Origin of the sequence: Candidatus Pantoea formicae (assembly GCF_011752625.1) — a bacterium.
GTDB classification, from domain to species: domain Bacteria; phylum Pseudomonadota; class Gammaproteobacteria; order Enterobacterales; family Enterobacteriaceae; genus Pantoea; species Pantoea formicae.
The window spans coordinates 1-13,959 of sequence record NZ_VWXD01000019.1; the positions used below are offsets into that span (position 1 = coordinate 1).

At 52.9% G+C, this 13,959-nt stretch carries 10 protein-coding genes; 5 read left to right on the plus strand and 5 right to left on the minus strand.

Going from position 1 to position 13,959, the window contains the following annotated elements; translation table 11 throughout:
* The 4 genes from F3J38_RS26520 to F3J38_RS26535 all read right to left on the minus strand — a co-directional run.
* Nucleotides 1–367: hypothetical protein (locus F3J38_RS26520; RefSeq protein WP_370661744.1), on the minus strand; the 367-nt coding region annotated here is incomplete at its 3' end.
* Between the two features lie 132 nt (nucleotides 368–499).
* Nucleotides 500–1,852: a molecular chaperone gene (gene yegD, locus F3J38_RS26525; protein WP_167144183.1), complete on the minus strand. Its 1,353-nt coding sequence runs from the start codon at nucleotides 1,850–1,852 to the stop codon at nucleotides 500–502.
* A 74-nt stretch (nucleotides 1,853–1,926) separates the two neighbouring features.
* The gene (locus tag F3J38_RS26530; RefSeq protein WP_167144184.1) at nucleotides 1,927–4,491 is read right to left on the minus strand and encodes a diguanylate cyclase; all 2,565 of its coding nucleotides are present in this window, start codon (nucleotides 4,489–4,491) and stop codon (nucleotides 1,927–1,929) included.
* Between the two features lie 126 nt (nucleotides 4,492–4,617).
* Nucleotides 4,618–5,232 (minus strand): phosphatase PAP2 family protein, encoded by a 615-nt coding sequence (locus tag F3J38_RS26535; protein WP_167144186.1) that lies wholly within the window; start codon nucleotides 5,230–5,232, stop codon nucleotides 4,618–4,620.
* A 230-nt stretch (nucleotides 5,233–5,462) separates the two neighbouring features.
* Between F3J38_RS26535 and udk the strand changes: the two genes are divergently transcribed.
* The 3 genes from udk to asmA all read left to right on the plus strand — a co-directional run bounded on the left by udk (nucleotide 5,463) and on the right by asmA (nucleotide 8,704).
* Nucleotides 5,463–6,101 carry a uridine kinase gene (gene udk, locus F3J38_RS26540; RefSeq protein ID WP_100701000.1) on the plus strand — a complete coding sequence of 213 codons (639 nt, stop codon included), beginning with the start codon at nucleotides 5,463–5,465 and terminating at the stop codon, nucleotides 6,099–6,101.
* 87 nt (nucleotides 6,102–6,188) lie between these two features.
* Nucleotides 6,189–6,770: a dCTP deaminase gene (gene dcd / locus F3J38_RS26545; RefSeq protein WP_084935026.1), complete on the plus strand. Its 582-nt coding sequence runs from the start codon at nucleotides 6,189–6,191 to the stop codon at nucleotides 6,768–6,770.
* A gap of 134 nt (nucleotides 6,771–6,904) precedes the next feature.
* A complete protein-coding gene (asmA, locus tag F3J38_RS26550) occupies nucleotides 6,905–8,704 on the plus strand; it encodes an outer membrane assembly protein AsmA (RefSeq protein WP_167144188.1) in 1,800 nt (599 codons plus the stop codon).
* Nucleotides 8,705–8,739: 35 nt separating this feature from the next.
* Here asmA and F3J38_RS26555 read toward each other — a convergent pair whose 3' ends face one another.
* Nucleotides 8,740–10,305, minus strand: a complete 1,566-nt coding sequence (locus tag F3J38_RS26555) for a TerC family protein (RefSeq protein WP_167144190.1) — start codon at nucleotides 10,303–10,305, stop codon at nucleotides 8,740–8,742.
* A 787-nt stretch (nucleotides 10,306–11,092) separates the two neighbouring features.
* On the opposite strand from F3J38_RS26555, the gene wbaP reads away from it, so the two are divergent.
* Together wbaP and F3J38_RS26565 are read left to right on the plus strand one after the other, a co-directional pair.
* Nucleotides 11,093–12,526 (plus strand): undecaprenyl-phosphate galactose phosphotransferase WbaP, encoded by a 1,434-nt coding sequence (gene wbaP, locus F3J38_RS26560; protein ID WP_167144192.1) that lies wholly within the window; start codon nucleotides 11,093–11,095, stop codon nucleotides 12,524–12,526.
* A 301-nt stretch (nucleotides 12,527–12,827) separates the two neighbouring features.
* Nucleotides 12,828–13,958 carry a polysaccharide export protein gene (locus tag F3J38_RS26565; RefSeq protein ID WP_167144194.1) on the plus strand — a complete coding sequence of 377 codons (1,131 nt, stop codon included), beginning with the start codon at nucleotides 12,828–12,830 and terminating at the stop codon, nucleotides 13,956–13,958.
* Nucleotide 13,959: the final 1 nt, after the last annotated feature.

A 13,959-nucleotide genomic window follows, 5' to 3' on the forward strand; every position in this document is an offset into this window, starting at 1 on the left:
GCCCCAGAGCGGCACCAGACTGCGTTATCACCTGTACCGCCAGCCCCAGAGCGGCACCAGACTGCGTTATCACCTGTACCGCCAGCCCCAGAGCGGCACCAGACTGCGTTATCACCTGTACCGCCAGCCCCAGAGCGGCACCAGACTGCGTTATCACCTGTACCGCCAGCCCCAGAGCGGCACCAGACTGCGTTATCACCTGTACCGCCAGCCCCAGAGCGGCACCAGACTGCGTTATCACCTGTACCGCCAGCCCCAGAGCGGCACCAGACTGCGTTATCACCTGTACCGCCAGCCCCAGAGCGGCACCAGACTGCGTTATCACCTGTACCGCCAGACCCTGAGCGGCACCAGGCTGAGTTATCATCAGATGCTTAACTAACAAGCATTGCGACTATATTTTTTTGCAGGTCATTCAACATTACGACGCAGTTCATTGCGCGTCAGTGAGCGATACAGCTGCTTTAGCTAAACACGATGAATCACGCAGCCAACCCTGTTAACGGAACATCACCTCGGCCCAACGCGCCAGACCGGCGGTTACTGAGCCGAAGTCATCACCACCTGCAATTGGGGTATCGGGCAGCGCCTGCTGCAACGCCGCGCGCAGCACAGGTGAGCGCGCACTACCACCGGTCAGGTAAATCACCTCAGGTTTGGTCTCGCACGTTGCAAGCGCCAGATGGACCTGTTCGAGAATACGTTCCAGCGGCTGGTTGATGGCTTCTTCCAACTGCGTGGCGCTGATGTCGGCTTGCAATGACTGGGCGATAAATGCCAGCGAAGCGTCGGTCTGGTTCAGCTCGGACAGCGCGATTTTGCTCTCTTCCGCTGCGCGAACCAGGCGGTAGCTGAGCTTCTGCTGCCACACTTTCAGCAAATGCGCGACTTTATCTCCTTCCTCGGCATCGCGAATCAAATCGCGCAGCAGTTTGCCGCTTGCCGCTGAGTAGAAGTCGCTTTGTGCAGGAACATCGTTGATGGCGACCGCATTCCACCATGGCAGTGCTGGCAGGGCGGTGCCTTTCTGCGTGTTGCCGCCAAGGCCGAGCAGTGGCATCAAGGTTTTGAACGCCAGAATAATATCCAGATCGTTGCCGCCTACGCGGCAGCCGCTGTGGCCTAGCAGGCTCTCACGGCGATCGGTTTTGTTGCGCCATTCCGGTCCCATCAGCAGCATCGAACAGTCGGTTGTACCACCGCCGATATCGACCACCAGCACGCGCGTCTCTTTATCCAGCGTGGCTTCGAAGTCCAGTCCTGCGGCTACGGGCTCGAACTGGAACTCAACGTCACGAAAACCCGCGCGCTTGGCTGCACGCAGCAGGATACCCTGCGCCTGCTGGTTAGCATCCTCACCACCCAATCCCTGGAAGTTAATCGGGCGTCCAATCACGGCTTGATCAATCGGGCGGTCAAGTTGGGTTTCACCCTGCTGACGGATATGCAGCATCATGGCGCACACCAGATCTTCAAAGAAAGCAATTTGCTGTGGCTTCAGGCCGTTGGCGCCAAGAAAGGATTTCGGTGATTTCACGAACCACACGTCTTCCGGATCAACCATGTATTGTTGCAGCGCGGTAAGACCGAATTGTACGCTGCCAGGCGTGACTTCAATGTCTTCTTCACGGTTATAGCGTAGGGCACGCTGCAGCAGCGCAGTACCTTCACTGTCCGGCGTTGGAACCTGATGATGACGATGCAGCCATTCGCTGATCGCTTCGCGCGTTGGCGCGCAGATCATGGAGGGAAGCAGGCGCTGACCTTTCTCCAGTGTCAGCAGGCGCGGTGTGCCGTTCTCACTCACTGCGATAGAACAGTTGGCCGTGCCATAATCAAACCCGATAAACATAATGATCCCCCATGCCAGAAAAAAGGGGGCGACTTTAGCGCAGCCAGCGCGGGCTGGCAATAAGCAGTCGGTGATTACATTTGGACTTCCTGGTAAACGTGATATTGACCACGCCCCGCGTGTTTCGCGCTGTAGCAGGCAACATCTGCCTGAGACATCACGACGTTACTGATGCAGTTGTGCCGATCAATCTGGGTGATACCGGCGCTGGCGCCGACGTGATAAGGCTGATCCTGCCAAACAAAGGTATAGTCATTAACTGCCATCACAATGCGTTGCACCACGTCGCGCACCTGATCGACATCGCTATTCGGTAGCAGGACGCCAAATTCATCTCCGCCGAGGCGTGCCAGCAAATCGCTGCTGCGCAGATGTTTTTGCATCAGATCCGCCAGTTCACGCAGTAACGCATCGCCTGCAGCGTGGCCTGCGGAGTCATTAACCGCTTTGAACTTGTCCAGATCGATAAACACCAACACGTGCTGGGTTCTATTGGCTGCGGCATCATTCACGAGCCGTTTTAGCTGCTGCTCGAAGCTGTGGCGATTGGGCAGACGCGTCAGCATATCGTGTGAGGCACTGTAGCTCAGGCGCTTGATCATTTTACGTGACTCACTGACATCCTGAATGACCATTACTGCACCAATACTGGCACCCATCAACGTTTTCAACGGCGTAATGCTGTAATGAATTTCAACTTGGGTGCCTTCCGGTGTGTGCAGCACCAGCTCGGCTTCCAGATCGGGAGAGGTTTTTTCATCAGGCAATGTACAGAGCAACAGATTCTCAACGCGCGGCCCCTTAGCACCACGGGTAATATTCAACAGCTCGGTGATCGGGACGCCTGCCGCTTTACTCTGTGTCCAGCCGCTCAGCGTTTCAGCCACCGGGTTCATAAAAGTCACGCGCATTTCATCATCGGTACTGATTACCGCTTCCCCGATGGAATCGAGGGTGATCGCCATACGCTCTTTTTCCTGGAACAAGGCTTCGTTCAGCGCACGTAGCGGGGTAATGTCCTGACAAATCCCGAGCATGCGCTCGATCTGCCCATCCTGGCTGAGAATGCGGTTGGCTTCCGTACGCACAAAGCGCGCACCCGTCGGCAGGTTAATACGGTATTCCAAATGGAAAGCGCTGCGACGTTCAATCGCTTGTTGGATGGTCAGTGCGGCAGGTTCACGTTCTGCGGGATCCAACAGATGCAGCCACACATCATAGGTGGGTTCCTGATGTGGGGCGAGGGCGAACAGCTCGTACATGCGTTTATCCCACAGCATCTCACCGGTCAGCAGGTTCCATTCCCACACGCCGATTCCGCCCGCCTCGTTCGCCAGCGTGATGCGCTCCATCAGACGGCGGTTAACCTGCTCGCTCTGCTTCAGTTCCGAAATGTCGACAATCTGGGCGATGAAATAGAGCGGCTGAAGTTGAGCATCACGCACCATGGAAACCGTCAGACGCGCCCACACAATTTCACCATCCTTGCGGAAATAACGTTTTTCCATGGTGTAAGTCATGATTTCACCCGCCACCAGTCGTTCCAGTTGCTGTAGATCGCTGTTGAGATCGTCAGGATGGGTGATCTGTTGGAATGTCATTTTTTTCAGTTCATCTGCCGGATAGCCAAGTGTATGGCAGAGCGACTGATTTACCTGCTGCCAGCCGCCATTCGGAGAGACCAAGGCCATACCAATAGCGGAGTACTCCATGGCGTTACGAAAGCGGGTTTCACTCTCGCTGATATGGTGTTTCTCGCGTTGAAACGCATCCATCACCAGCGCCATTATATGGCTGGGAATTAACACCAACAGAAAAGGCAACCAGGTGGTGACCTGACCCAGCAGTGAACTGGTTTGTGGCAGCTTAATCCAGTTAAAGGCCAGCAAAATGGAGATGAAACTGGCGTTCAGGAAGAACAGCAGGAAGGCTTCGAATTTTGGCAGCCATACCGCACACCAGAACAGGATGACCACGATAAAGGTAAAGGGCCAAGGCAGAAAACGGAGTGATAAATAGCTGGCGAGCAGCGTGGCGACCAGCGTCAGTAACGTTTCCAGTTGACGGCCGGGGGCAATCAGCTGGCGCAGCGGCTTGTTAGGCCACAGTAATAACACCGGGCCAAAGGCCAGCACGCCAATGACTTCAGAGATAACCCAAGTAGAGAAGAAGGGCAGGGACGCACGGTGACCAACATGCAACATCCACACGGCCACCACGCCACCCAGCAGCGGAGCTATCAAGCCTGCGCAGACGGCAAAACGTACCCAGTCGAGCAGTGAGTTCAGAGGAGCATGGCGACGCAGAAGGGCGCGCAACATCAAACCGCCAAGAATGGCTTGCACCATATTTAAGATGGCGAATTTGACATTACTCAATGCCGGGCCAATGACAATCAGATTGGCTAATGCGGTGCCCACAACACAGCTAATAAGCAGTAAAGGCACGTGTTTTGAGGGCGCGCGAAATACCACCACTGTCATCAGAGCAGTGGAATACCAGAGCGGGGAAATACGCCCGCTAACGACGATCAGTTCCAGGCAAAACAACGTCAACAAAAAGGCCAGAGCCCCCAGCAACAGGGCGTTCAGCCATTTTCTTTGTGATCTATCCTGTGAGGTCAATATCTCAAGGGTCATGCACGAATCCAGCAGCGCGCATCCGTTACACGACGAAAAATGCGCCAATCATTCTCTGCTTTGCATGCTAGCACATCTCAATAAGATGTCTGCGCAGAAATCTATTGTCGACTGGAGGCAAAAGTCCTAGGGGCGAAACAGGTCTGCGCGCGTATAAGGCTTTTCCAGCCCGGCGAGATTGGCCGAAAAACGTTCCAGGAATTGCTGCGTGGTGGCAACGCGGCCGTGTCCCAGCAAGACGACCGGGACTAACAGCGCGACACACACTTGTGCCAGGCTAAAGCCTTTCAACGCGGTGCGGCGTTGCGTCACCAGGAAAGCACTGCTGAGGGTGAAGCCCAGCATCAACCCCGCGATCACTTCGCTGACGGAGTGTGCGTGAATCACCAGACGTGACAGGCCGACCATCATCGGAATGAGATAGCCGATGCCAATGGTAAGGTTACGCCAGAAAGCGGGGAAGCGGCCTGACACCAGCCACATCATCACCGGCCAGAGGGTGGCCGACATCGCACTGTGGCCGCTGAAGCCGGTGAAGTTAAATCTGGCGCTGCCAATGCCAAAGCCGAGAAACAGAATTTTGGAGATGCTGACGAACAGGCCTGCCAGGCCAAAAGCCAGCAGCCAATACCAGACGGTGTGGCGATTGTCGCTTTTCCACGGCAATACCAACGCGATGATCACTGCGGTCGGGATCAGCAACATGCTGTCACCAAAATAGGTCAGGGTTATCCAACTCATATTTTTCCTTGGGTTTTATTGAGTCAGCCCGTGTTGCACACAACAAGGGCAGATCAACAGTGTATCGATTAAGCGTCTGGCTGCAAAAGGGGATAATCTGAAAAGCCGCTGGCCCATTTCACTGGAATCAAACCGGTGAAATACCTATAATTGCCGCCAACTAACCCTCTCAATCGGCCTATTGCAGTTTTCTGCTTCAATTGGCTCCAGTTATCAGGTCTTAAAAAAGTATGACTGACAAGTCTCATCAGTGCGTGATCGTTGGCATTGCAGGTGCATCCGCATCCGGAAAAAGTCTTATTGCCAGCACGCTCTATCGTGAAATCCGTGACCAGGTCGGTGACGAGCATATCGGTGTGATCCCCGAAGATGCCTACTATAAAGATCAGAGCCACCTCACCATGGAAGAGAGGGTGAAAACCAACTATGACCATCCCAGCGCGATGGACCACGATTTGCTGTTGCAGCACCTCCGTGCGCTGAAGGCGGGCCAGGATATCGAACTGCCTGTCTATAGTTATGTCGAACACACCCGCACCACTGACTGCATTCATCTGAAGCCTAAGAAAGTCATTATTCTGGAAGGCATCCTGTTATTGACGGATGCGCGTCTTCGTCAGGAGATGAATTTCTCCATTTTCGTTGATACCCCGCTGGATATCTGCCTGATGCGCCGCATGAAGCGTGATGTAAATGAGCGCGGCCGTTCAATGGATTCTGTGATGAGCCAGTATCAGAAAACGGTACGTCCGATGTTTCTGCAATTTATCGAGCCTTCAAAGCAGTACGCCGACATCATTGTGCCGCGCGGCGGAAAAAACCGTATTGCGATTGATATCCTCAAGGCCAAAATCAACCAATATCTTTGAACAGAACGCGTCCGGATGGACGTGACGCGCTGAGGTTGTCACAACAGTGGTGACCTTTCGCTACACTTAAATCATGGAGTACCAGCGATGAGATTATGCGATCGCGATATTGAAGCTTGGCTCGACAACGGTAAGTTGGCGATTGAACCCCGTCCGCCGGTCGAACGTATCAATGGCGCCACCGTGGATGTGCGCTTGGGTAATCAGTTCCGTACCTTTAGCGGCCACACCGCACCTTTTATTGATTTAAGTGGTCCAAAACACGAAGTCAGTGCGGCATTGGATCGCGTCATGAGCGACGAAATCGTGCTGCCAGAAGGAGAAGCCTTCTTCCTCCATCCTGGTGAACTCGCACTGGCCGTGACGCTGGAGTCCGTTACCATTCCGGATGATTTAGTGGGCTGGTTAGATGGCCGCTCTTCGCTGGCACGTTTGGGTTTGATGGTGCATGTGACCGCGCACCGTATCGATCCCGGCTGGCAAGGGCGCATTGTGTTGGAGTTCTACAATTCCGGTAAGCTGCCGTTAGCGTTACGTCCGGGCATGTTGATCGGTGCGTTAAGCTTTGAGCCACTGTCTGGCCCGGCAGCTCGGCCTTACAATCGCCGTGAGGATGCCAAATATCGTGGGCAGCAGGGCGCTGACGCGAGCCGCATCGATAAAGATTGATATTCGCTTTGTTAATTCGAGATGCAGCAAGGCGGCATGAGAGTGAATCTCTGGAGCTTACACAAGTCAGTGACTGGGGTGAATGAGCGCAGCCAACGCCGCTGTAGCTTGAAGTAACAAGGTGATGAGGGATTATGAGAAGAGTGATAACAACGCTGGCCATTCTATTGGTGGTGGTCGTAGCGGGTATGACGGCACTGGTGTTGCTGGTCAATCCCAACGACTTTCGTACCTATATGGTACAGCAGGTAGAACAGCGCAGCGGTTATCAGCTTGATGTGAGTGGCGACCTGCGCTGGCACGTCTGGCCGCAGCTCAGCATCCTCGCCGGCCGTATGAGCCTGACGGCACCGGGTGCCAGTCAACCCATGGTCACCGCGGAGAACATGCGTCTTGATGTCAATCTGTGGCCACTGCTGTCCCATCAGCTGAGTGTCAGTCAGGTGATGCTCAAAAACGCAGTGATCCGTGCCACGCCGGATAGCGCTGCACAAAAAATCAGTGGCTCACCGGTTGGACCCAGTGATGCCGAACCTGTCAGCAGTACAAGTAAAGGCTGGTCATTCGATATCGGCAAACTACGCCTCGCTGATAGCTTGCTGATTTGGCAACAAGCAGGCGGTGAAGAGTACAATTTCCGTAATTTAAATCTCTCCCTCGACCAGGATGCCAGCAAAAACGCCACTATTGAGCTCGCGACACGCCTTTCGCGCAATCAGCGCAATATTAGCGTCAATCTCAAGGGCCAGATGAATGTGGCGCAATACCCGCATCGGCTGGTGGGGCAAGTGGATGAAATGGATTACACGCTGGATGGCGCCAACCTGCCCCCGCAGGGTATCAAGGGCGCATTGAGCGGACAGGGAGAATGGAACGCAGATAAGCAGCAATTCTCTCTGCAAAAGGTGCAGTTGACGGCTAACGACAGCACGCTGGATGGCAGCGCGGAAGGGCGTTTAACGCTGCCACAGCAACTCAATCTGTCATTGCATGCCACCACGCTGAATCTCGATAATCTGATGGCCAGCGCGCCTGCCAGTGATAACAGCACCGCACAACATGCGAGTGTGACGCGCACGCCGGTTATCGCCGAGCCTCGGTCACGAGAGAATGCAGACTCTCCCCTTAATCTGATGGATCTGACGCTGAACCTGAACGCTGATAACAGCGTATGGCGCGGCCTGACGCTCAGCAATCTGCAAATTGATGCCAGCAATCAGGAAGGTCTGATGACGCTGAATAAATTGCAGGGCAGAATGGGCGATGGGCATTTCTCTATCCCAGGTTCGGTGGACATCCGCCAACCGGTTACGCAGGTAGCACTCCAGCCGGAGATTGAAAACATCGCCATTGCACCTCTGCTGAAAGCGCTCGAACTCCCCGAGAGTCTGCAAGGCACGGTTTCATTAAAAGGCGAACTCAGCGGAGCGGGTTTAAGTGTGGCTGAGGCCAAGCAAAACTGGCAGGGCGAGGCTGAACTGGAAGCCACCAACTTGCAGTTGGCACAATTGAATCTGCAACAGATGGTGCGGCGCGCCGTGGCGCGCGTCAGTAACCGCGTGACCAATGATGAACCGGACGACCAAGGCATTCAGCAACTGAGCGGTCGTATCAGTCTTAACCAAGGTAAAATCAGCCTTCCCGATTTGCAGGGTGGCAGCAGTCGGTTGGCGGTGCAGACCAAGGGCAGTGTGGATATGGTCAACCAACAGCTCGACGTCACCATCAACATGATGCTGCGTGGTTGGCAAGGGGATGACAAACTGGCTGGCGTGCTCAACAACCAAACGATTCCACTGCGCATGTACGGTGGCTGGAACAATCTTCAATATTCTCTGCCCGTTGACGACGTTGTCCGCCAGCAATTGCAGAGTGAGGCTAAATCACGGCTGAACGAGTGGCTTGATCGTCAGCAGCCAGCGAAAAAGCCATAAATAGCACGCCGCTACCCGTATTGTAGCGGCGCAATTTATTGTGCGATGTCTGACGTGGGTACAATCTCTACCTTCTGTACTCGATGATGCTCAACCTGAAGCGTGCGCAATAAATAATCGCCAACCTGCAGCTCTTCACCCACTTCCGGCACGTGTTGCAGGCTATCCATCAGCAGTCCTGCCAGCGTGTGATAATTGCGCTTTTCATCCAGCGGCAAGCGTACATAGGCGGCTAAATCTTCCAGTGGAATGTGACCATTTGCCAGCCACCCCCCATGTGGCAGGGGTTGAATGTCATAGCGTGCATCAATTTCTTCCCCTTCATTCGGCAGATTGCCGGCAATGGTCTCCATGAGATCGCTCAAGGTCACCACGCCTTCAACCGACCCGAACTCATCCACCACAAAGGCGAAATGCGTGCGAGCGTGACGAAACTGCTCCAAGGCTTGTAGGAGCGTGAGTCGCTCTGGGAAAATCAGCGGCTGGCGAATCAGCGAACGTAAATCCAGTGAATGGCTGTGCAGCGACTGATGCAGCAGATCGATCACATGCACCACGCCGAGCGGGTCTTGTCCATGTTCAGTCACCAAAATGCGCGTATGTTGATTGCTATCGAGTTTTGCCATGATTGTCGCGGGATCTTCACTGAGATCAATATGCTCAATATCGTGACGTGAGGTCATGATGCTGCTGATATGGCGCTGGCCTAATCCCAGTACGCGCGCAATCATACGGCGCTCCTGACGATTAAACAGGGCACCTTCATCGTTATCACTGAGTAGAGAGGCGGTGTCGGCATCCAGTTCTGCGCGTTGGGCTTCGCCACGCAGAATGCGCAGCACGGCTTCGGAGGTACGCTGACGCAGCGGGCGCCCTGCAGAAAGAAAGCGACGGCGGTTAAATAGCGCGAGTTGATTAAACATCTCTATTAGAATTGAGAAGCCGATTGCCGCGTAGAGATAGCCTTTAGGGATGATAAAGCCTAACCCTTCTGCCACCAGGCTGAAACCAATCATCAGCAGGAAGCTCAGGCACAGAATCACAATGGTGGGGTGACTGTTCACAAATCGCGTCAAGGGTTTACTGGCGAGCAGCATCAGCAGTATGGCAATCGTGACGGCGGCCATCATCACCGGCAGTTCATTCACCATCCCGACCGCGGTAATCACCGCATCCAGCGAGAAGATGGCATCCAGCACCACGATTTGCGCCACCACTGGCCAGAATTTAGCACCGTTCTTATTTTGACCACTCTCTTCATCACCGCCTTCAAGCCGGCTGTTCAGCTCGGTCGTGGCTTTATAAAGAAGGAACAGGCCACCGCAGAACAGCAGCAGGTCGCGCGCACTGAAGTTGTGTTGCCAGAGCGTAAACAGGGGTTGTGTGAGTGTCACCAGCCAAGAGAGTGATGCCAGCAACACCAGCCGCAGAACTAACGCTAGCAGTAACCCAATCACACGGGCACGGTCGCGCACCGTCGTGGGTAATTTTTCAACCAGAATGGCAATAAAAACCAGGTTATCAATACCCAACACCAGCTCGAGAACGATTAGCGTGACTAATCCTGCCCAGAGCGACGGATCAAGGATCCACTCCATCATGCTTTCATCACCTGAATGTCTGAAAATGCGTTTTGTCTGATGATAGTTAATCGACACTCAAGGTACAAATAGACGTCAGCCCCCATCCTGCCACAGGATTTCAAGCTTTAGGCTTATTCTGAGTGGTTAGCTTTCGTCTAGCAGAAGAATGTATGGATAAACTTCCCAGTAATACGATTATCACTATTTATTCTTATCTTCACGGGTAAGCGTACGTTTTTAATGCGAACGGCTCTGAAGGTGAGTATCGAATTAATCTGAATTTGAAGCAGGAATGGGCCGAAAGGGATGGTATCAATACTTTTGACTGGTAGTCTTTTTCCTAAAATAGTGCAGGGAACACGGGGCCTACTTGTAAACAAGCCAGTAATAACTAGTATAGCAACGTGTTAGTAAATATCTGCACCAACGATGTTATTAGCGCGCTGTTTAGCTTCTTAATGTTGTGAATTGTGATCGAGCACGAGATAGGTCCGTCATGGGCTAAGAATAATCTCACTGCTTGCGATGAAATTAGATGTGTATAGCGGTATTGGCAGCGACAGCCAAGGGCGGTAGCGTTCCTGAAGTGCGTTTCTTTGTTTAAACAGGTCTGGGATGGTGGCAAGGGAAGTCAGACTAATCTGTTGGTGTTTATGACAATTCTTTGGCTTTACTAAAGAGCGAATTGGCGTAGAACCTGAAAGATCGCCGCAGATTGCCTCACCAATTGCAGTGGATATATCGCTCGTTTATTACACAGGCTTGAGGCGTTAGGGATTAAGGAAATAAAATAAAAGAGTTAAATATGCGCGATAAAGAAATTACATATAAAAGTCTTCTCACAAAAATTCTACTGGCGTGCTCGGATTTAATTTGTTTCAACGCGGCATTGTTTATTGCTCTGGCGCTGATTAATTCGTTCACAGATTCTCCACTGGCAGATATTTCTGAAAAATACCTGAATTTAAAAATCGCCACTCATGTCTGCCTTTCGATTATTTGTACAGGCTGGTTCTGGGTTCGCCTGCGTCATTATACCTATCGCAAGCCTTTCTGGTTCGAGCTGAAAGAAATCTTTCGTACCATTCTTATTTTTTCTGTCATTGATTTGTCAATTTCAGCGTTATCGCAATGGCAGATGTCGCGTTTTGTTTGGGTGATGACGTGGATTCTGGCGTTGATTCTGATTCCCGTTGCACGTGCGATTTCTAAACGCGTACTGAATCATTTCGGTATGTGGAAAAAACAAACCATCATCATCGGCAGCAACCGAAATGCCCAGGAAGCCTGGCAGGCGCTGCAGAGTGAAGAGGTCATGGGATTTGATGTCATTGCCTTTTTTGATGTGGATGGGAGCTGCCCGCAGGCCAGCATCTCTGGCGTGCCGGTGCTGCACAACGAACAAGAGCTGTGGCAGCTGACCAACAGTGAAACCCAGTTCATCGTGGCGGTGGAGTTTGAGCAAAGTCAGCACCGTGACAATTGGCTGAAAATGTTAGCCATGCATAACTGTCGTTCGGTTTCAGTCATCCCCACCTTGCGTGGAGTGCCGCTCTACGGCACCGACATGGCCTACATCTTTAGCCATGAAGTGATGATTCTACGCGTGAACAACAATCTGGCGAAACGCACCTCACGCTTCCTGAAACGTGCTTTCGATATTGTTGGCGCACTCGGCATCATTATCGCGTTGTCTCCTGCGCTGTTGGTGCTCGGCTTTATGGTCGGACGCGATGGTGGCCCGCCAATCTATGGTCACGAACGCGTGGGTATGAATGGACGTAAGTTCAAATGCCTGAAATTCCGCTCGATGGTCATCAACTCGAAAGAGGTGCTGGAAGAGGTGCTGCGAACGGATCCGGTCGCGCGCGCCGAGTGGGATAAAGACTTCAAACTGAAGAATGACCCACGTATTACCAAAGTGGGTCACTTTATCCGTAAAACCAGCCTGGACGAACTGCCGCAGCTGTGGAACGTAGTCCGAGGTGACATGAGCCTGGTGGGTCCACGTCCGGTGATTGAAGATGAACTCTGCCGTTATGCCGGTGATGTTGATTATTACCTGATGGCGAAGCCAGGTATGACGGGATTGTGGCAGGTGAGCGGTCGTAACGACGTGGATTATGAAACGCGCGTCTATTTCGATTCGTGGTATGTCAAAAACTGGTCGCTTTGGAATGACATCGCGATCTTGTTTAAGACGGTGGGTGTCGTACTGAAACGCGACGGCGCTTATTGATAGAACCTAGGGCAGGGGACGAAGTCATTATCCCCGCCTGAAAATGCCGGTGCTGGGAGTGCCTTAACTGATAACTGCCATTATCGAGCATGAATAGAGTGGGGATGGGCCGAGAGGTTATTGACTCCCCTTTTTATTGATGTCGTCCAAGGGCACGGTGACAACATAAAACCAAGGGAGCAAATGATAATGACCCACAGTTTCAGTGTTTAACCCGTCACGTTTATTTTTTTATAAGACGCTACACAGCGGCGTTTTCGCCTCTATCAATCATTAACTGATAGCGAAGAATCAGATGATAATGAAAATTAAATTGATACCTTTACTGGTATCCGCGACTTTTCTCTCCGGGTGCACCATTGAACCAGGTTCGCACCTTTCCACTAGCGGAAAAGATGTCATTGAGCAACAGGATAGCAACTTTGACATCGACAAATACGTAAACGTCTTCCCGCTGACGCCACGTCTGGTTGAACAGATGCGTGCTAAGCCACTGGTTGCACAAGCTAATCCAGCGCTGCAAACCGAAATTCAGAGCTACGAATACCGGGTAGGTATCGGCGATGTCTTGAACGTCACCGTGTGGGATCACCCCGAGCTGACCACCCCTGCGGGCCAGTATCGTAGCGCCAGTGACACCGGTAACTGGGTACAGGCCGATGGCACTATTTTCTACCCGTATATCGGTAAAGTGCGTGTTGCAGGCCGCACCGTAACAGAAATCCGCGCTGAGATTGCGCGTCGCCTCGCGCAGTTCATTGAAAGCCCGCAGGTGGATGTCAACGTTGCGGCATTCCGCTCGCAGAAAACCTACGTAACCGGTTCGGTCACCACCTCCGGTCAGCAGGCTATTACCAACGTACCGCTGACCGTGCTGGATGCGGTTAACGCCGCGGGTGGTTTAGCGGCCGATGCCGACTGGCGTAACGTAGTGCTGACGCATCAAGGTAAAGAACAACGCATTTCACTCCAGGCGCTGATGCAAAACGGCGACCTGAGCCAGAACCATCTGCTGTATCCGGGCGATATTCTTTACGTTCCGCGTAATGATGATCTGAAAGTCTTTGTCATGGGCGAAGTGAAGCAGCAGGCCACGTTGAAAATGGACCGCAGCGGCATGACACTGGCTGAAGCGCTGGGCAATGCGCAGGGTATGGATCAAACCACCTCTGACGCGACCGGTGTGTTCGTTATCCGTCCGATTCGCGGCGCCAATCGTACCAAGATTGCCAACATCTATCAGTTGAACACCAAAGATGCGGCATCCATGGTGATGGGCACCGAATTCCAACTGGAGCCGTACGACATCGTTTACGTCACCGCGACCCCAATTACCCGTTGGAACCGTGTGATTTCTGGGCTGCTGCCAACCATCGTGGGTATCGACGATGCAAGCTCCGCAGCACTGCGTTTCCGCAACTGGTCTGACTAAG

Excerpts from the sequence above, each read along its gene's own strand:
- yegD (WP_167144183.1), bottom strand. The coding sequence starts at position 1,852 with ATGTTTATCGGGTTTGATTATGGCACGGCCAACTGTTCTATCGCAGTG.
- F3J38_RS26530 (WP_167144184.1), bottom strand. The coding sequence starts at position 4,491 with ATGACCCTTGAGATATTGACCTCACAGGATAGATCACAAAGAAAATGG.
- F3J38_RS26535 (WP_167144186.1), bottom strand. The coding sequence starts at position 5,232 with ATGAGTTGGATAACCCTGACCTATTTTGGTGACAGCATGTTGCTGATC.
- udk (WP_100701000.1), top strand. The coding sequence starts at position 5,463 with ATGACTGACAAGTCTCATCAGTGCGTGATCGTTGGCATTGCAGGTGCA.
- dcd (WP_084935026.1), top strand. The coding sequence starts at position 6,189 with ATGAGATTATGCGATCGCGATATTGAAGCTTGGCTCGACAACGGTAAG.
- asmA (WP_167144188.1), top strand. The coding sequence starts at position 6,905 with ATGAGAAGAGTGATAACAACGCTGGCCATTCTATTGGTGGTGGTCGTA.
- F3J38_RS26555 (WP_167144190.1), bottom strand. The coding sequence starts at position 10,305 with ATGATGGAGTGGATCCTTGATCCGTCGCTCTGGGCAGGATTAGTCACG.
- wbaP (WP_167144192.1), top strand. The coding sequence starts at position 11,093 with ATGCGCGATAAAGAAATTACATATAAAAGTCTTCTCACAAAAATTCTA.
- F3J38_RS26565 (WP_167144194.1), top strand. The coding sequence starts at position 12,828 with ATGAAAATTAAATTGATACCTTTACTGGTATCCGCGACTTTTCTCTCC.